Origin of the sequence: Mesorhizobium sp. AA22 (genome assembly GCF_001672375.2) — a bacterium.
GTDB lineage: Bacteria > Pseudomonadota > Alphaproteobacteria > Rhizobiales > Rhizobiaceae > Mesorhizobium > Mesorhizobium wenxiniae.
This window is the reverse complement of the sequence record NZ_CP048406.1, coordinates 909,913-926,645: the sequence shown is the minus strand read 5'-3', so window position 1 is coordinate 926,645 and position 16,733 is coordinate 909,913. Positions and strand designations below refer to the sequence as shown.

17 protein-coding genes are annotated in these 16,733 nt (G+C 62.9%); 11 read left to right on the top strand and 6 right to left on the bottom strand.

Annotated features, from left to right (window positions below):
* Positions 1-121: 121 nt before the first annotated feature.
* Together A9K68_RS04370 and A9K68_RS04365 are read right to left on the bottom strand one after the other, a co-directional pair.
* Positions 122-2,671, bottom strand: a complete 2,550-nt coding sequence (locus A9K68_RS04370) for an ABC transporter permease (protein ID WP_065007284.1) — start codon at positions 2,669-2,671, stop codon at positions 122-124.
* The gene (locus A9K68_RS04365) at positions 2,671-3,381 is read right to left on the bottom strand and encodes an ABC transporter ATP-binding protein (RefSeq protein WP_065007285.1); all 711 of its coding nucleotides are present in this window, start codon (positions 3,379-3,381) and stop codon (positions 2,671-2,673) included. Before A9K68_RS04365 ends, A9K68_RS04370 begins: the two co-directional genes overlap by 1 nt.
* An 85-nt stretch (positions 3,382-3,466) precedes the next feature.
* Here A9K68_RS04365 and A9K68_RS04360 point away from each other — a divergent pair, with 85 nt between their 5' ends.
* Both A9K68_RS04360 and thpR read left to right on the top strand, forming a co-directional pair.
* On the top strand, positions 3,467-4,111 hold the full coding sequence (locus tag A9K68_RS04360) for an arylesterase (protein WP_065007286.1): 645 nt from the start codon (positions 3,467-3,469) through the stop codon (positions 4,109-4,111).
* Between the two features lie 131 nt (positions 4,112-4,242).
* Complete coding sequence (gene thpR / locus A9K68_RS04355; protein ID WP_065007287.1) at positions 4,243-4,839, top strand: RNA 2',3'-cyclic phosphodiesterase; 597 nt, start codon at positions 4,243-4,245, stop codon at positions 4,837-4,839.
* Here the strand turns inward: thpR and A9K68_RS04350 are convergent.
* On the bottom strand, positions 4,743-5,261 hold the full coding sequence (locus A9K68_RS04350) for a low molecular weight protein-tyrosine-phosphatase (protein ID WP_082982268.1): 519 nt from the start codon (positions 5,259-5,261) through the stop codon (positions 4,743-4,745). The genes thpR and A9K68_RS04350 overlap by 97 nt on opposite strands.
* 52 nt (positions 5,262-5,313) lie before the next feature.
* On the opposite strand from A9K68_RS04350, the gene A9K68_RS04345 reads away from it, so the two are divergent.
* From A9K68_RS04345 to A9K68_RS04325, 5 genes are all read left to right on the top strand, one after another.
* Positions 5,314-5,610 (top strand): 4a-hydroxytetrahydrobiopterin dehydratase, encoded by a 297-nt coding sequence (locus A9K68_RS04345; RefSeq protein WP_065007289.1) that lies wholly within the window; start codon positions 5,314-5,316, stop codon positions 5,608-5,610.
* A 153-nt stretch (positions 5,611-5,763) separates the two neighbouring features.
* Positions 5,764-6,126, top strand: coding sequence for a YkvA family protein (locus A9K68_RS04340; RefSeq protein WP_065007338.1), 363 nt, complete (start codon positions 5,764-5,766; stop codon positions 6,124-6,126).
* Positions 6,127-6,361: 235 nt separating this feature from the next.
* Entirely contained in the window at positions 6,362-6,865 is a 504-nt protein-coding gene (locus A9K68_RS04335) for an invasion associated locus B family protein (protein WP_029349450.1), read from the top strand.
* A gap of 199 nt (positions 6,866-7,064) precedes the next feature.
* Entirely contained in the window at positions 7,065-8,300 is a 1,236-nt protein-coding gene (rlmN, locus tag A9K68_RS04330; protein WP_029349452.1) for a 23S rRNA (adenine(2503)-C(2))-methyltransferase RlmN, read from the top strand.
* Positions 8,297-8,776 (top strand): hypothetical protein, encoded by a 480-nt coding sequence (locus A9K68_RS04325; RefSeq protein ID WP_065007290.1) that lies wholly within the window; start codon positions 8,297-8,299, stop codon positions 8,774-8,776. Before rlmN ends, A9K68_RS04325 begins: the two co-directional genes overlap by 4 nt.
* On the opposite strand, the gene A9K68_RS04320 is transcribed toward A9K68_RS04325, so the two are convergent.
* On the bottom strand, positions 8,748-9,389 hold the full coding sequence (locus tag A9K68_RS04320; protein ID WP_065007291.1) for a LysE family translocator: 642 nt from the start codon (positions 9,387-9,389) through the stop codon (positions 8,748-8,750). The genes A9K68_RS04325 and A9K68_RS04320 overlap by 29 nt on opposite strands.
* 191 nt (positions 9,390-9,580) lie before the next feature.
* On the opposite strand from A9K68_RS04320, the gene A9K68_RS04315 reads away from it, so the two are divergent.
* The 4 genes from A9K68_RS04315 to leuB all read left to right on the top strand — a co-directional run bounded on the left by A9K68_RS04315 (position 9,581) and on the right by leuB (position 13,266).
* A complete protein-coding gene (locus A9K68_RS04315; protein WP_029349459.1) occupies positions 9,581-10,804 on the top strand; it encodes an argininosuccinate synthase in 1,224 nt (407 codons plus the stop codon).
* Between the two features lie 146 nt (positions 10,805-10,950).
* Entirely contained in the window at positions 10,951-11,259 is a 309-nt protein-coding gene (locus A9K68_RS04310; protein ID WP_065007292.1) for a hypothetical protein, read from the top strand.
* A 250-nt stretch (positions 11,260-11,509) separates the two neighbouring features.
* A complete protein-coding gene (locus tag A9K68_RS04305) occupies positions 11,510-11,893 on the top strand; it encodes a RidA family protein (RefSeq protein WP_065007293.1) in 384 nt (127 codons plus the stop codon).
* Positions 11,894-12,162: 269 nt separating this feature from the next.
* Entirely contained in the window at positions 12,163-13,266 is a 1,104-nt protein-coding gene (gene leuB / locus A9K68_RS04300; protein ID WP_065007295.1) for a 3-isopropylmalate dehydrogenase, read from the top strand.
* A 414-nt stretch (positions 13,267-13,680) separates the two neighbouring features.
* Here the strand turns inward: leuB and A9K68_RS04295 are convergent, their stop codons facing one another.
* Both A9K68_RS04295 and A9K68_RS04290 read right to left on the bottom strand, forming a co-directional pair.
* Positions 13,681-14,379 carry a DUF805 domain-containing protein gene (locus A9K68_RS04295; protein WP_065007339.1) on the bottom strand — a complete coding sequence of 233 codons (699 nt, stop codon included), beginning with the start codon at positions 14,377-14,379 and terminating at the stop codon, positions 13,681-13,683.
* Between the two features lie 276 nt (positions 14,380-14,655).
* Complete coding sequence (locus tag A9K68_RS04290; RefSeq protein ID WP_065007296.1) at positions 14,656-16,497, bottom strand: DEAD/DEAH box helicase; 1,842 nt, start codon at positions 16,495-16,497, stop codon at positions 14,656-14,658.
* Positions 16,498-16,733: the final 236 nt, after the last annotated feature.

Below are 16,733 nucleotides of genomic sequence, written 5' to 3'. Positions count from 1 at the left end.
ACCGTAACCGAACGTAATGCTTCGTGAAGACCCGAAAATCTGCATTTATCGGCCTTCCGAAGCCAACATTAACAAGATTTAACCGAATCCTGGTCGCGTTCAGCCTGTATATGCTTGCAGATCAGAGATTGCGCAGCACCGGCGCCGCCTTGTGGCCCAGCACCCGCCAGGTGCCGGCGAGGCCGATCCCGACCGTGACCACTAGCGCAAAGACGATGGTCGCCACCGCCACATCAGGCATGAAATGCGACGGCAGCGTCATGACGCGCGCGACAACGAACCACGCCGCAATCCCGCCTGCCGCCAGCGCGAAGATCGCGGTGGCGAGGCCGATCAGCATGTATTCCAGCGAAAACGCCGCGATCAGCGTCTTCCTGGTGGCGCCCAGCGTCTTCAGCACCACCGCATCGTGGATGCGGGCGCGGTTGCCGGCGGCCAGCGCGCCGGCCAGCACCAGCACCGAGGCGATCAGCGCCACGCCGGCCGCGGCCCTGATTGCGGTGCCGAGTTGCGCCACCAGCCGGTTGACTATGTCGAGCGCGTCCTTGACCCTGACTGTCGTCACCGCGGGAAAAGCACGGGTGACCGCGTTGAGAAGACGGGCATCGTCGGCCGGCGACGCGCCCTTTTCGGTCAGCGTCGCCAGCCAGCTATGCGGCGCGCCGGCAAATGTGCTGGGCGAGAACACCATGACGAAGTTGATGCCCATCGTCTCCCACTCGACCTGGCGGAAATTGGCGATCTTCGCCGTCACGTTGCGGCCAAGCACGTTGACGGTGATGGTATCGCCGAGTTTCAGCCCGATCTCTTTGCCTTCCTCGGCCGAAAACGACACCAGCGGCTCGCCGGCATAATCGTGCGGCCACCATGTGCCTTCGGTCAGCGTCGCATTCGCGGGAATGCTGGCCTCGTAGGTCAGCCCGCGATCGCCGCGCAGCACCCAGGCTCCTTCCGCCGGAACTTTGACCTTGTCGACGTCGACGCCGTTCAGCGCCATCACCCGGCCGCGCAGCATCGGCACCTTGACCAGCGTGCCCTGCGGCGCTTGCCTGCTGACCAGCGCAGAGAACGCATCGACATCGCTGCTCTGGATATCGACGAAGAAGAAGTTCGGCGCCCGTTCCGGCAGGCTGCCGGAAATCTGCCCCCTGAGATTGCCGTCGATCAGCGCCAGCGTCACCAGAAGCGTCAATCCCAGTCCCAGCGACAGCACCACTGACGGCGTCAAGGCACCTGGCCGATGGATATTGCCGACGGCGAGCCTAAGCGCCGTCGAGCCAACGCGCGGGCTTCTTTTGGCGGCCCACTGGACCAGCGCGCCGACGACGCGCAGCACCAGGAAAGCGAAAATGGTGGCGCCGACGAAGATCGAGGCGATATAGCGGTCGCCGGAAAACAGAATGGCCAGCGCCGCCAGGAGCAGCGCGATGCCGAGCGCCGCCGCCGTGTAGAGCGGGCGCGGAAAACCGCGGCCCTCAAAACCCATTTCGCGAAACAACGCCGTCGCCGGCACGTCGCGCGCACGGCCGAGCGGCAGCAAGGCGAAAGCCAGCGTGACCAGCAGCCCGAACAGCGCCGCCATGCCGAGCGCGCCGGGATAGAACCCACCTTCCGCCGGCACCGGAATAACCGACTGGAGAACCGCGCTCGCCGCAAACGGCATCAGCGCGCCAAGCACAACGCCGAGCGTGATGCCGAGCGCGGCGATCATCAGGATCTGCACGAGGTAGACGGCAAAGACGAAACCGCCCGAAGCCCCCAGGCTCTTGAAGGTGGCGATGACGCCGCGCTTGCCGTCGAGATAGGCGCGCACCGCATTGGCGACGCCAACGCCGCCGACCACCAGCGCCGTCAGCCCGACCAGCGTCAGGAACTGCGAAAACCGTTCGATGTTGGAAGACAACGCCGGTGCTGCGTTGCTGCGCGTGCGGATCGACCAGCCGGACTCGGGAAAATCCTCCGCCGCCTGATCCTGAATGGCTTTTATGCGAGCCTCTCCGGTGCCGCCGGGGAGGCGGACCTTGTAGGCGTTCTCGACCAGGCTGCCCGGCTGGATCAAACCGGAAGCGGCAAGCCCGCCCGTCGAGATCAACAGCCGCGGCGCAAAGCCGAAGCCGTCGGACACCGCGTCCGGCTCGTTGACGAGCCTGGCGCGCAGTTCGAAGATGGCGCTGCCCAGCTTCAGCCGGTCGCTGATCGCAAGGTTCAGCCGCTCGAACAAAAGGTCGGGTGCGGCGGCGCCGAAAACACCGGATTTTTCGCCGAACAATTCCTGCTTCGAAAGCGCCGGCTCGGTGACCAGCGCGCCATAGAGCGGATAGGCTCCATCGACCGCCTTGGCCTCGACCAGCGCCTGGTCGGAACCGTCCTCGAGCCGCGCCATCGAGCGCATGCTGGCACTGTGCGAGACCGTGCCCAGCCCGTTAAGAAAGAAATGCTCGGCTTGCGTCGTGGCGCGCTGATTGAGCTGGAAACGAAGATCGCCGCCAAGCAGCGACTGGCCTTCATTGGCGACACCGGCGGTAATCGCCCGGGCCACCGAGTTGACGCCGCCGATCGCCGCGACACCCAGCGCAATGCAGGCAAGGAAGATTAGGAAGCCGGACAGCCCGCCGCGCATCTCGCGCAGCGAGAAGCGGAAGGCGAGCTTCAGCGTGCGCGACAGCGGCATCAGGCCGGCACCTTACCGGGCTTTAGAGCTGGTTCTGGCGCGTCCTCGATCCGGCCCGACCGCATCGATACCTGCCGGGAGCAGCGTGCAGCGAGCGCCGGATCATGAGTGACCAGCACCAGCGTCATGCCGCGCTCGGCCGCCTTGGCGAACAGAAGATCGGCGACCTGCCGCCCAGTTGTCTGGTCAAGATTGCCGGTCGGCTCGTCGGCGATCAGAATGCGCGGCGAAGGCGCCAGCGCCCGGGCGATCGCCACACGCTGCTGTTCGCCACCGGACAATTCGCCGGGATAATGAGTGACGCGGTCGCTCAAGGCCACCGCCTCCAGCTCCCGCGCCGCCACCCCGAACGGATCGCTATGGCCGGCTAATTCCAGCGGTACTGCGACATTTTCGAGCGCCGTCATATTCGGGATGAGGTGGAAGGACTGGAAAACGATGCCAATATTTCGCCCCCGAAACGATGCGATCTGATCTTCACTCTTGCCGTTCAGCAATTCGCCCGCAATTCGTACCATCCCCGAATCGACCCTTTCCAAGCCGGCAAGGACCATCAGCAGCGTCGACTTTCCCGAGCCAGAAGGACCGACGATGCCGGTCGCCTCTCCGGCAGCCACATCGAGGCTGACACCTTTCAGCACATGGACGGAAGACGCTCCTTCGCCGAGCGTCAGCGATACGTTTTTCAGCGCGATGACGGCTTCTGTCAAAATAAAATCGTCCTATATGGGAAAGGGGAAGGCTGGAATTCTGCCTGCCGCCAACAAATGTCCTTCGTCATATGGGGCCTGCCGCATGGCTTTCAAACACACACTTGCCGCAGCCTTGATCCTTTTCCTTGGAATTTGCGGCGCCCTTTCGTCGGCGCGCGCCGAGCCCCTGAAGATCGTCGGTTTCGGCGACAGCCTGATGGCGGGCTTTGGCCTCGGACCGGACGAAGGCTTCACCCAAAAACTTGAGGCAGCACTTCGCGCCAAGGGCCACGATGTGACCGTAACCAATGCCGGTGTCTCTGGCGATACGTCGAGTGGCGGCCTGTCGCGGCTCGACTGGTCGGTGCCGGACGGCACGCAGCTGGTCATCCTAGAACTCGGTGCCAACGACATGCTGCGCGGCGTTTCTCCCGCCATGACGCAAAAGAATCTGGACGCCATGCTGGCGAAGCTGAGGCAGCGCAAGATCGCCGTGCTGCTGGCCGGCATGCGCGCCGCACCCAATCTCGGCGCCGACTACCAGAGCAGCTTTGACGCGATCTTTCCGAAACTGGCGGAAAAATTCGGCGTCCCGCTCTATCCGTTCTTCCTCGAGGGCGTCGCCGGCGACGCCACTTTTCAGCTCGAGGACGGCCTGCACCCGAATGCCAAGGGCATCGACCGCATGGTCGAGCGCATACTGCCGGAGGTCGAAAAAGCCATTGCCGTAGTTAAGGGCAACTCTTGAAGGACTGAATTTCGATGAGGGTCCGAATTCCCCTGCGATTTAGGCCAGGTGCGATCAACAATCCGCTTGCCCCGCTTGATTTTCGATGATTCGCTAGGACAAGAGTTCGATTCGAGGACAGGAGGCTTACCATGCCGCGTCTTTTCACCGCCCTCGAAATACCGCGTGACGCCGCCCTTTCGCTGTCCCTGCTCCGGGGCGGCCTGCCCGGGGCCCGCTGGATCGACGTCGAGAACTACCATTTGACGTTGCGCTTCATCGGCGATGTCCAGGGCCATGTCGCCGACGAGATCGCCAACGCGCTCGACCGAGTCCACCGCCCATCCTTCCCGCTGACGCTGTCCGGCGTCGGCGCCTTCGGCCAGAAGAAACCGCATGCGGTATGGGCCGGCGTTTCCGCCTCGCCCGATCTTTCGGCACTGCAAGCCGAAATCGAGCGCATCTGCCAGCGCCTCGGCATCCCCGCCGATCCGCGCAAGTTCATGCCGCATGTGACCTTGGCGCGCTTACGCAATTCGAGCCCGCTCGACGTCGCCCAATATCTTTCGGCACGCGGCAATTTTTCAACGCTGCCCTTCCGTGTCGGCCGCTTCGTCCTGATGTCGTCGCGCGATTCGGTCGGCGGCGGACCCTATATCGTCGAGGAGGCCTGGCCGCTGTCGGGCGCCGACAGCCGTGCCTCGAGCCGCGTCGCCAGCGCCTCCGACGCTTCGCGGATCATGCGGTAGACCGAGGCAAACGCCTCCGGCCCCTCGTGATAGGGGTCCGGCACGTCGCTCACCGTTCCCTCCGCGAACTCCAGGAACAGATGGACCCGGTCGCGCATGGCGGCAGGCACCAGCGCTTTCAAATCCCGGAGATTCGATCGGTCCATCGCGAGAATCAGGTCGAAACGCGAGAAATCGTCCGGCGTCAGCTTGCGCGCCCGCTGTCTGGAAATATCGATGCCGTGCCGCTCTGCGATCGACATCGAGCGCGGGTCGGGTGCCGAGCCGGCCTCCCAGTCGCTGGTTCCGGCCGAATCAAGCAGGATATCCCGATCGAGGCCGCGCTCCGCCAGGACGGCGCGCAACACGCCCTCCGCCAACGGTGAGCGGCAGATATTGCCGAGACAGACGAAAAGAATGGATTTTATCGGCTTTGCGCTCATCGATCCGGCACTATGCTGAAGACTGCGAATCCAGATAGCACGGGAAACGACCATGACGAGAGAGAAACTGGGCAAGGAGGCGGTCGCCGAGGCGCTGGCCGGGCTCGACGGCTGGTCGCTGGCCAGGGACGGCGGCTCGATCGCGCGCACCTTCACTTTCAGGAATTTTTCCGAAGCCTTCGCCTTCATGACCCGCGTTGCCCTGGCGGCGGAGAAGATGGACCATCACCCCGACTGGTCGAACGTCTACAAGACCGTGAGCGTGACGCTGAACACCCATGATGCCGGCGGCCTCACGGCGCTCGATTTCGAACTGGCCAGGACGATGGACCGCTATTTCGACGGCTGAGCCAATGCACCAAAGCCTGTCCCGGGGCTCGACCCGAGTTGCTTAGCTAATGACATGCATGAAAGACAGCATCTTGCAGCCCGGTTCTGGTTTCACCACATTTCCATTCGCGGTCGCGCGTGGAGCCACGCGACGGCCGGCAAGGAGAGACTGATGGCGCAAAAATCCGGTTTTGATTTCTTCGGCTTTGGCGGCAAGGCGGGCGATGCGAGCGAAGTGCGCGAGAAATTCTGGCGCACGGCCAAGAGGGCTGCCCGGCATATCCCGTTCATGGAAGAGCTGGTCGCCGCCTACTACTGCGCCATGGACAAGAACACGCCGCTGCGCGCCAAGGGCATCCTGGTGGCGGCGCTCGGGTATTTCGTGCTGCCGGCTGACGTCATCCCCGATTTCGTCTTCGGATTGGGCTTTACCGACGACATCGCGGTGCTGACCGCCGCCATCACCACCGTCAAAGCCCATATCACACCCGCGCATCGGCGCGCCGCCAAGCAGGCGATTGCCGACAACAGCTGAGCCGGCGATAAGGCAGAAAAGTCAAACTCTTGCCGCTTTCGTGGCATCCAAGTCGCGAAAGGGACGTTGCAACTGCCGCTTTTGGAGCGACGGGCGCGAGGATGGCGGCGGTTTCCTGGGTGGATCTCCTTTTCCTGAAGGGAAGTTCACCGTTTGGTAACCCAGATTAAATCAAAATGAAGCGACGGGCAGGACGCCGAGCCGGCCTGCTTCCGCACCATATATGGGAAAAGCGATGCGCGGATTGATTGCTACAATTTCGAGCCTGGTCTTGGTGGCCGTGACAGCGCCGGCTCTGGCGCAGTCGGCGACCAAGATCGGCCAGCACAATGCCTGGGGCACTTACAGCTACCAGGCGTCGGGCGGCAAGGTTTGCTACGTGTTGACCGTGCCGACCGACAAGCAGCCGCCGACGCTTGACCATGGCGACATGTTCTTCTTCGTCAGCCAGCGGCCGGGACAACAGGTGTCCTATGAACCGCAATTCATCGCCGGCTACAATTTCCAGGAAAACTCCAAGGCCACCGTCACCATCGACGGCAAGAGCTTTTCGATGTTCACCCGCGGCAAGTCGGCCTGGGTCGAGAATGCCGCCGAGGAGCCGGTGCTCATCGCCGCGATGAAGTCCGGCAGCGACATGAGGGTGCAGGCGAAATCCGGCCGCGGCAACACCACTACCTATGTGTTTTCGCTGAAAGGCATTTCGGCGGCGCTGTCGTCCATCGCCAGGTGCAAATAGCCATAGGCGAAGCAAAGTTTGAGTAAGGGCCGGGCGGCAAGCCCGGCTTTCTGCTCTTTAAAACGCCGTCGGCGGCCACATCGCGGCGGGCCTTGCGCCGCCGCCACCCATGACTCGGCCATCAACCTGTGCTATGCGCCGCGCTTCATTTCCAGCACGATGCTGTAATCGGCCGCAAATCGCTTATATTGGCGCAACAATGACCCTTTCATTCGACCTTACCACTGAGGGCGCCCGTGACGCGTTGCGCGCCCGCGCCACGCCGGCCGAAAAACCGTCGCTGATCGGCCTGACCCGGGCCGAGCTTGGCGCAGCCCTCGTTGCCTCAGGCATCGTGCCGGAGCGCCAGGCTAAAATGCGCGCCCAACAGCTCTGGCACTGGATGTATGTGCGCGGCGTCTCCGACTTTGCCAGCATGTTCAACATATCCAAGGATTTGCGCGCCGAGCTCGACAAGCATTTCACCGTCGCCAGGCCCGAGATCGTCGAGGAGCAGATTTCCTCCGACGGGACGCGCAAATGGTTGTTTCGCTTTCCGCCGCGCGGCGCCGGCCGGCCGGTCGAAATCGAGACCGTCTACATTCCCGAAGAAGGCCGCGGCACGCTCTGCATCTCCTCGCAGGTTGGCTGCACGCTGACCTGCTCCTTCTGCCACACTGGCACGCAGAAGCTGGTGCGCAACCTGACATCAGAGGAAATTCTCGCCCAGCTTTTGACCGCCCGCGACCGGCTCGGCGATTTCCCCGACCGCGACACGCCGGACGGCGCCATCGTGCCGGCCGAGGGTCGGAAAGTGTCCAACGTCGTCATGATGGGCATGGGCGAGCCGCTCTACAATTTCGAGGCGGTGAAGAAGGCGCTGCTGATCGCGTCCGACGGCGACGGGCTTTCCCTATCGAAAAGACGCATCACGCTGTCGACCTCCGGCGTCGTGCCGGAAATCTTCCGCACCGGCGAGGAGATCGGCGTCATGCTGGCGATCTCGCTGCACGCCACCAACGACGATCTGCGCGACCTTTTGGTGCCGATCAACAAAAAATATCCGTTGAAAGAGCTGATCGCCGCCTGCCGCGCCTATCCCGGCCTGTCGAACGCCCGCCGCATCACTTTCGAATATGTGATGCTGAAGGACGTCAACGATTCGATCGAGGACGCCAAGGGGCTGATCAGGCTGCTCAAGGGCATTCCCGCCAAGATCAATCTGATCCCGTTCAACCCGTGGCCAGGCACCAACTACCAGTGCTCGGATTGGGAGACGATCGAGAAATTCGCCGACTACATCAACAATGCCGGCTATGCTTCGCCGATCCGCACGCCGCGCGGCCGCGACATCCTCGCCGCTTGCGGCCAGCTCAAGTCGGAGTCCGAGCGCATGCGCAAGGTCGACCGGCTGGCGCTGGAAGCGATGATGATCGCGGGGCACGGCGAGGCGTGAACCGCCTTGTCGCCTATCTCATTCGCTTCGCCGTCATCCTGATCGGCTATGCCGTCGCCGCGCTGGCGGCCAGCGCCTTCCTCAACATCATGTTTCTGGCGTCGCTGGGACTGATGACGGACGAGACGCAACCGGCGGCGCAGGCCTCGCTATGGTTTTCCGTTCCCTTCGTCGCGCTGTTCGTCGCCTATTTCGCCTTCATGCCGGCGGCCATCGCCATCCTCGTCTCCGAGATCTTCGGCCGGCGCGACTGGCTGTTCTACGCGCTGGCGGGTGCGGTGGTCGCTGCGGTTTTCCTCGGCTTCGCCTACCAGACCGCCGATGCCAATTTCGAGATCACCGATCCGCGCGTCGTCGCTGCCGTGGTAGGCTGCGGCATGGTCGGCGGCATTTTCTACTGGCTGAGCGCCGGGCGCTGGGCCGGAAGCTGGCGCAAAATCGGAAACCCTATTTCGCCTGGGCGGTCAGGATCTTGAGCGCGAAGGCCGAAAACACCCCGGCGAACAAATAGTCGACGCCGCGCGTCACCCGCGGGCTGGCCTTCATCGCCGTCGAGAATTTCTCTGCCGCAAAGACCATCGGCGCTGTTACCGGGATCGACAAAACGACGAACATCGCGCCGAGGAAGAACAGCTTTCCGGGCGCGTTCGGATCATGGGCGGAGACGAACTGCGGCAGGAAGGTCATGAAGAACAGGATGATCTTCGGGTTGAGTAGATTGACGCCGAGCCCTGCCGCCCAGGCGCGGAACAGAGAAATCTCAGGCCCGCTCTTCTTCTCCGGCGAAAAGGCCGACCCCCTGGTGATCGCCTGCCAGGCCAGGAAGACGAGATAGCCGGCGCCGAAAACCTTGAGCGCGAGAAAGGCCCCCGGCGAGGCGACGATCAGCGCCGAGACGCCGACCACCACCAGCGTCGTGTGGATCAGCGTACCACACAGCGCGCCGGCCATCGAGGCAAAGCCGGCGGCGCGGCCCTGGCTCAGCGTGCGCGACACGAACAGCGTCATATCAGGCCCCGGCGTGATCGCCAGGATCACGGTGGCGATGGCGAACTGGATCAGCGTCGAGGTGTCGGGAATGAAGGACATGGGCGGGCCTTTGGAGGCGTAAGACGGCGAAGCCTATAGCGCAGGCAGGGTGCCTGCGCCAGAGACTGGACCGCGCAATAGCTGATCCAGCGTGCCTGTCGCACCCTTCGTCCCTTGCACTAGCCGGAATTGGCGTGATACCTCGCCCGCCGAGAACCCTTGTCGCGGAACCGCCAACAATGTCCCCCAGCATGTCAAAAGCAAAAGCCGTCAAGAAGGTCGTGCTCGCCTATTCCGGCGGCCTCGACACTTCCATCATCCTGAAATGGCTGCAGACCGAGCTCGGCGCCGAGGTGGTCACCTTCACCGCCGATCTCGGCCAGGGCGGCGAGCTGGAGCCGGCGCGGCGCAAGGCCGAGATGATGGGCATCAAGGACATCCGTATCATGGATGTCCGCGAGGAGTTCGTTTCCGACTTCGTGTTCCCGATGTTCCGCGCCAATGCCGTCTATGAAGGCACCTATTTGCTCGGCACCTCGATCGCGCGGCCGCTGATCTCCAAGCACCTCGTCGAGATCGCCAAAGAAACCGGCGCCGATGCGATCGCCCACGGCGCCACCGGCAAGGGCAACGACCAGGTCCGATTCGAGCTTTCGGCCTATGCGCTCAACCCCGACATCAAGGTCATCGCGCCATGGCGCGATTGGTCGTTCAAGTCGCGCACCGACCTGATCAACTTCGCCGAGCAGCACCAGATCCCGGTGCCGAAGGACAAGAGGGGCGACGCGCCGTTTTCGGTCGACGCCAACCTGCTACATTCGTCCTCCGAAGGCAAAGTGCTGGAAGATCCGTGGAGCGAGCCGCCGGAATTCGTCCATCAGCGCACCATCTCGCCGATGGACGCGCCGGACAAGGTCACCGAGATCGAAATCGAATTCCTGAAGGGCGATCCGATCGCGCTCGATGGCAAGAAGCTGTCACCGGCGACGATGCTGGCGGCGCTCAACGATCTCGGCCGCGACAACGGCATCGGCCGGCTAGACCTTGTCGAGAACCGTTTCGTCGGCATGAAATCGCGCGGCGTCTACGAGACCCCTGGCGGCACCATCCTGATATCAGCCCACCGGGCGATCGAATCGATCACGCTCGACCGGGGTGCTGCCCACCTTAAGGACGAGTTCATGCCGCGCTATGCCGAGCTGATCTACAACGGCTTCTGGTTCGCGCCCGAGCGCCTGATGCTGCAGGCGATGATCGACAAGAGCCAGGAAGATGTCGAAGGCACGGTGCGGCTGAAGCTCTACAAGGGCAACGTCATCGTCACCGGCCGCAAGTCGAAGAAGACGCTCTATTCCGACGCGCTGGTCACCTTCGAGGACGATCGTGGCGCTTATGATCAGAAGGACGCCGAAGGCTTCATCCGCCTCAATGCGCTGAGGCTGCGGACGCTGGCGGCGCGTAATCGAAAAAGCTAGCCAGAATAGGACATGTAGAACCCGGCGAAAGCCGGGTTCTTTATTTGTATCTCCTAATATACTGCAAAAGACTAGACTCGGCGCTTTCTCGCTTGACCTTTTGGCAATCTTGTCAAACTGCTTTTCGCAACGGGAGGGGATTGCTAATGAGACTGAGCTTTTTGATTTTGCCTGCAATGGTCGGCGCGTTGGCAGGCTGCCAGACCGGACAACACAGTGTGAAGCAGGACCCCAAGGCAGCATTCGACCGATGCATCGCGCGGGTCGCCGCATGGAACAATACGGCAAAACATGAGGCTGCCGCTTTCATGGGTGTTTCCCAGGAAAGCATGCCGGCCTTCTTCTGTCGGCGCCTGGTCGACGCGATGCTCAGCGGACGAATTACCTTATCCGACATAAACAACCTCCAGCTCAACCAATCCACCGACGTTTGGAAGGTCATTAAGGGCAAGTGACAGGCGATGTCTCGTTTGCGATAGGCCGCGAAGGCTCCGCTGATCTTCTGGCAGGCCCTACGGCGGCCAGACGGGGAAATTCGATCCCGCCTCGCTCGACCTCCGCCGCGCTGATCGAATGCCGCGCCAACGAGAAAGCCGACGGCATGACATTTCCACGCGCATTGCGCTTAATGTATCGACCGTCGATTCACAACTCGGGATGACACTTCTTCGGCTCAACATTGCCCCAAGAATATGCGAGGGAACCATGCGAAAACTGATCTCCACCGGCTCGCCCTTCGAGAAGACCGCCGGCTATTCGCGCGCCGTGGTACAGGGCGACTGGTGTTTCGTTTCCGGAACGACCGGCTATGACTATGCGACCATGTCGATGCCGGAGACGGTTGAGGCGCAGACGCGCAATTGCCTGGCGACGATCGCCAACGCGTTGCAGGACGGCGGTTTCGAAATGGCCGATGTGGTGCGGGCGCATTACTACATCACCGACGCGGCTTTCGTGGACATCGTCTTTCCGATCCTCGGCGAAGCCTTTGGCGACATCAGGCCGGCTGCGACGATGATCGTCTGCCAGCTCAACAAGCCGGAAATGAAGATCGAGATCGAAGTGACGGCGCTCAAGCGCACGGCCTGAGCGTGGCGGCGGAGCAGAAGCTTGCGCGATGTCGGCTGGACAGCGCCCCGCTGTCCGGCAAGATTGATGGAGCACGAGGATCGCCAAGATGCTCCGAACCAGAGCTTGCGCATAGCCCGCTTGGCGTTTAGCAAGACCGCGGCTCACGACAGCGCCGCGCGTCCTTTTGGACGCGCAAAGGAACGCTGTAGAATTTTGGTTCTGCGCATGATCCTTTCCGAAATCGATTCCGATTTCGGGGTCATGCGCCACAGTTTAGGACGGTTCTGATGGCTTCGAAAAATCTTCTCCTGCTCGCCGGCGACGGCATCGGCCCCGAGGCGATGGCCGAGGTGAAGAAGCTGATCGCGGCCATGAACGACAAGCTCGGTAGCGGCTTCATCACCGATGAGGGGCTGGTCGGCGGCTGCGCTTATGACGCGCATGGCGCGGCGATTTCGGATGCCGACATGGCCAAGGCGATGGCCGCCGACGCGGTGCTGTTCGGCGCCGTCGGCGGGCCGAAATGGGACGCGGTGCCTTATGAAGTGCGCCCGGAAGCCGGACTGCTGCGGCTGCGCAAGGACATGGAACTGTTCGCCAATCTTAGACCCGCCATTTGCTATCCGGCGCTGGCGGCGTCCTCCTCGCTCAAGCAGGATGTGGTCGAGGGTCTCGACATTCTGATCGTTCGCGAGCTCACCGGCGGCGTCTATTTCGGCGAGCCGAAGCAGATCATCGATCTCGGCAACGGCCAGAAGCGCGGCATCGACACACAGGTCTACGACACGTTCGAGATCGAGCGCATTTCGGGCGTCGCCTTCGAGCTCGCGCGGACACGCCGCAACCATGTGACCTCGATGGAAAAGCGCAATGTGATGAAAACAGGCGTATTGTGGAACGAGGTCGTCACGCAGACCCAGAAGGCGCGCTATGCCGACGTCAAGCTTGATCACATGTTGGCCGATGCCGGCGGCATGCAGCTGGTGCGCTGGCCCAAGCAGTTCGACGTCATCGTGACCGACAATCTGTTCGGCGACATGCTGTCGGACATCGCCGCCATGCTGACCGGCTCGATCGGCATGCTGCCTTCGGCGTCGCTCGGCGCGCCGGATGCCAGAACGAAAAAGCGCAAGGCGCTCTACGAGCCGGTGCACGGTTCGGCGCCCGACATATCAGGCAAGGGCATCGCCAACCCGATTGCCATGATCGCCTCCTTCGCCATGTGCATGCGTTATTCCTTCGGCATGGTCGCCGAGGCCGACCAGCTGGAAAGCGCCATCGCTGCCGTGCTCGACCAAGGCTTGCGCACCAGGGATATCTTGTCCGACGGCATGACCGAAGTCGGCACCACTGAGATGGGCGATGCGATCATCGCCAAGTTCCTGGGCTGAACCCATGGCGGTCGACGTCCGCTGGCCGACGACCGGGATCCGGCGGCACTCGCGCTTGAGATGGCGGTGCAATACCGGCTGCCGCCGCTCGACGCCGACCGCGCTCTATCGCCTGCAAAAAATGGCTCGGCGACGAAAGCCCTGCCTATCCGCATTTTGCGCTCGCCTTCGTCGAGGGCGATGTCTGCGGGGTGCCTCGGTCGCGATCGCGCAATCCCGGCATTGATCTTGAGCGGCTGCTGTTTCTCAAGGACCTCTTCGGGCGCGAGAATGCCCGCCAACGCGGGTGTCGGTCGGGCGTTGATCGGCTTTCTCCCGCCATTGCCTATAGCGGTACACTGTGCCGCGCATTGCCTTCCCTGAATCGCCTATTGCTACCTACAGTTGTATGTAGTGGCAAGATACACTTTTCGGCTAAATCCCGACGCCTGTCGGCACCGGACCCCATTGGTTTTCACGGGCCTGCGTCGGGATCAGCGCGAAGACCAGGATAATCAGCCAGCCGATGGTCGGGAGGAACACCACCAGAAAAAGCCAGCCGGTCAAGCCGATGTCGTGCAGGCGACGCACGTTCAGTCCGATCCATGGCAGCGCTGTCGCCAGCAGGAAGATTCCGCAAAGGCCGACCGTCACCACCGGCAATTCGCTGCCATCGAGATTGCCCATGGTGTCGTCGATGAAGAGACCGGCGCCGACGACCACGATCAGCGCGATCGTCCAGAACAGGCAGAAGCCCCAATATTCCTTGCGGCGGGCACGGCCGGCGAAATTGAAGTAATTTTCAGTCAGGCCCCGCCAGAAATAATCCCACAATCCGGTAGCCGCGGCGGGACGATTTCCAGCGGAACGGCCGAAATGTTGCGGCGCCCCGGGCGCATTGGCGGTTTGAGCCGGGGCGGCGGTTGCGGCGGCCGGCGGACTGGCGGTTTGGGCGCGGATCGAAAAAACGTCGCGTGCCCGTCCGCCAGCCGGCTCGAACTCGATGGCCGTGCCCCTGGCCATCGACGCTTCTCGACGCAGATCCTCGCGCGCGAACGTGTAGCGGTTGCCATCGGCTCCGGTGATGAAACCGAAGCCCTGGTCCTCGTCATAGTGAAGAACTTCGCCGCGCATGTCCTGCCCACCCCATTCGCGTCTCGCCAGACTGTTCAAAGTTCCGGCAGATCGCAAGGGAGTATGCGCGGAAATGGGGAAGCAATCGCTTCAGACAAAAGATAACGCCCACTAATGTTGGGAGACGACCAACCGTCGAAGTCTGCGCCGCGCAGCGCCCTTCTCCCCGTTTACGGGGAGAAGGTGCCGGCAGGCGGATGAGGGGCAGCGCAGACCTGAATCGAGCGAAAGACAGCCCCTTGCAGGCTATGACAAGCCAACGATGCCGGCACGTCGCTAAGCCGGCCGCTTCTTCGATTTCTTGTTCTTGGCGGGTCCGGTCTTTTCGAACTTCGCCTTTGCTGACTTCCCCGCCCAGGGCTTTGCCTCGAACGCTTCAGCGCGCTGATCGGCTGACGGTGTGCGCTTCTCGAATTTGGGCGCATTCTGGTCGAACGTCCGCTTGCCGCGGTGAGGCTTCTTGTCGGGTCGCGGTTCCTGATAGCCGGCCCGCGACAGGTCGGGCGTGCCGTCCAGCCGCTTCACGGCAATGTTGTTCTGCAGCTTGCGGTCGGGGCCGATCGCCTGGTGAAACCGGTCAGCCCAATCCGCCGCGATCTGCACGAAGGTTTCCTCAGGCTGCATCTTGATGGCACCGATCTCGCGCTTGCTGATCCCGCCGGTCCGGCACAGCATCGGGATCAGCCAGCGCGGCTCGGCATTCTGCCGGCGTCCCACCGACAGCGAGAACCAGACGCTGTCGCCGAAATCGTCGCGGCGGCCGGGCGCCTCGTCCCTGCGCGCAAACTTGTCGCCCGACGGCGTGAACGGCGCGACGTCAAGAAGATCCTCGGGCGCCGAGCGGCTGGAGCGGCACAAGCGCACGAACGCGGCGGCCACCTGTTCGGGGCCGTGCTGCTCGAGAAGCGCATTGATGAAGCCGCGCTCCTCTTCCTTCACCGGTTCGCTGAGGACCGGGTCGGCGAGGATGCGCTCGTCGTCGCGGCGCAGCACGTCGTCGGCCGAAGGCGGGCTTGCCCATGCCGCCGCAAGGCCGGCACTTTGCAGCAGCCGTTCGGTGCGCCTGCGGGCACTGTTGGGCACGATCAGCGCGCTGACACCTTTGCGTCCCGCCCGTCCCGTCCGCCCGCTTCGGTGCAGCAGCGTCTCCGGATTGGTTGGCAGGTCGGCATGGATCACCAGTTCGAGGTTGGGCAGGTCGATGCCGCGTGCCGCCACGTCGGTGGCGATGCAGACCTTGGCGCGGCCGTCGCGCATCGCCTGCAGCGCGTGGCTGCGCTCGTTCTGACTCAACTCGCCCGAAAGCGCGACGACGGAAAAGTTGCGGTTGTTGAAGCGCGCGGTCAGGTGATTGACGGCGGCGCGCGTGTTGCAGAACACCAGTGCGTTCTTCGCCTCGTAATAGCGCAGCAGGTTGATGATGGCGTTTTCCCGATCGGGCTGAGCTACGCTCAGCGCCCGGTATTCGATGTCGAGATGCTGCTTCTCCTCGCCGGAGGCCGAGATGCGCACCGCATCGCGCTGGTAGCCTTTGGCTAGCGTGGCAATGGCGCGCGGCACGGTAGCCGAAAACATCAGCGTGCGGCGCTCGGCAGGGGCGGCGTCGAGGATGAATTCGAGATCCTCACGAAAGCCGAGATCGAGCATCTCGTCGGCCTCGTCGAGCACCACTGCCTTCAGTTCAGACATGTCGAGCGAATTGCGGGTGATGTGGTCGCGCAGCCGGCCGGGCGTGCCAACAACGATATGGGCGCCGCGCTCCAGCACGCGCCGTTCGGTGCGCATGTCCATGCCACCGACGCAGGACGCTATCGCTGCGCCGGTCGGTTCGTAGAGCCATTCGAGCTCGCGCGTCACCTGCAAAGCGAGCTCCCGCGTCGGCGCGATGGCCAGCGCCAGCGGTGCTGCGGCATGGGAAAAGCGCTCCGCTCCGTCGAGAAGAGTCGGCGCCAGAGCCAGCCCGAAGGCAACGGTCTTGCCAGAGCCGGTCTGCGCCGAAACCAGCGCATCGGCCTGCCCGAGCTCGAGAACCGCCTTCTGCACCGGCGTCAGCTCGACATAGCCGCGTTTTTCCAGCGCCTTTGCAAGCGCGGGGACAATAGCTTCGAAATTGGACATATGCTTCTTTCGGAATTCGGATTCTTTTGTGCCCGTAATGGGTCATCCGTCGGCGAGCGCCAGGAGAGCCAGGAGCGCCACGAGCCAAACGATCCAATCGTTCGTACTTCGCGCCGCCGCCATTGTACAGGGCAAGCCGCCTCGCCGGGTCGCGATTGACTCTTTGCGCAAACCGCGTAAAAGCCGGCACCGAACGGGATAGTTTCGATGCGCGGCCTTTTGATGGCGCTTCTTGC

Coding starts and splice junctions, on each gene's coding strand:
- A9K68_RS04295 (WP_065007339.1), bottom strand. CDS start 14,379: ATGCGCGGCGAAGTTCTTCACTATGACGAGGACCAGGGCTTCGGTTTC.
- A9K68_RS04350 (WP_082982268.1), bottom strand. CDS start 5,261: ATGAGCGCAAAGCCGATAAAATCCATTCTTTTCGTCTGTCTCGGCAAT.
- leuB (WP_065007295.1), top strand. CDS start 12,163: ATGGCTTCGAAAAATCTTCTCCTGCTCGCCGGCGACGGCATCGGCCCC.
- A9K68_RS04360 (WP_065007286.1), top strand. CDS start 3,467: ATGGCTTTCAAACACACACTTGCCGCAGCCTTGATCCTTTTCCTTGGA.
- A9K68_RS04320 (WP_065007291.1), bottom strand. CDS start 9,389: ATGTCCTTCATTCCCGACACCTCGACGCTGATCCAGTTCGCCATCGCC.
- A9K68_RS04340 (WP_065007338.1), top strand. CDS start 5,764: ATGGCGCAAAAATCCGGTTTTGATTTCTTCGGCTTTGGCGGCAAGGCG.
- A9K68_RS04345 (WP_065007289.1), top strand. CDS start 5,314: ATGACGAGAGAGAAACTGGGCAAGGAGGCGGTCGCCGAGGCGCTGGCC.
- A9K68_RS04305 (WP_065007293.1), top strand. CDS start 11,510: ATGCGAAAACTGATCTCCACCGGCTCGCCCTTCGAGAAGACCGCCGGC.
- thpR (WP_065007287.1), top strand. CDS start 4,243: ATGCCGCGTCTTTTCACCGCCCTCGAAATACCGCGTGACGCCGCCCTT.
- A9K68_RS04315 (WP_029349459.1), top strand. CDS start 9,581: ATGTCAAAAGCAAAAGCCGTCAAGAAGGTCGTGCTCGCCTATTCCGGC.
- rlmN (WP_029349452.1), top strand. CDS start 7,065: ATGACCCTTTCATTCGACCTTACCACTGAGGGCGCCCGTGACGCGTTG.
- A9K68_RS04290 (WP_065007296.1), bottom strand. CDS start 16,497: ATGTCCAATTTCGAAGCTATTGTCCCCGCGCTTGCAAAGGCGCTGGAA.
- A9K68_RS04310 (WP_065007292.1), top strand. CDS start 10,951: ATGAGACTGAGCTTTTTGATTTTGCCTGCAATGGTCGGCGCGTTGGCA.
- A9K68_RS04335 (WP_029349450.1), top strand. CDS start 6,362: ATGCGCGGATTGATTGCTACAATTTCGAGCCTGGTCTTGGTGGCCGTG.
- A9K68_RS04370 (WP_065007284.1), bottom strand. CDS start 2,671: ATGCCGCTGTCGCGCACGCTGAAGCTCGCCTTCCGCTTCTCGCTGCGC.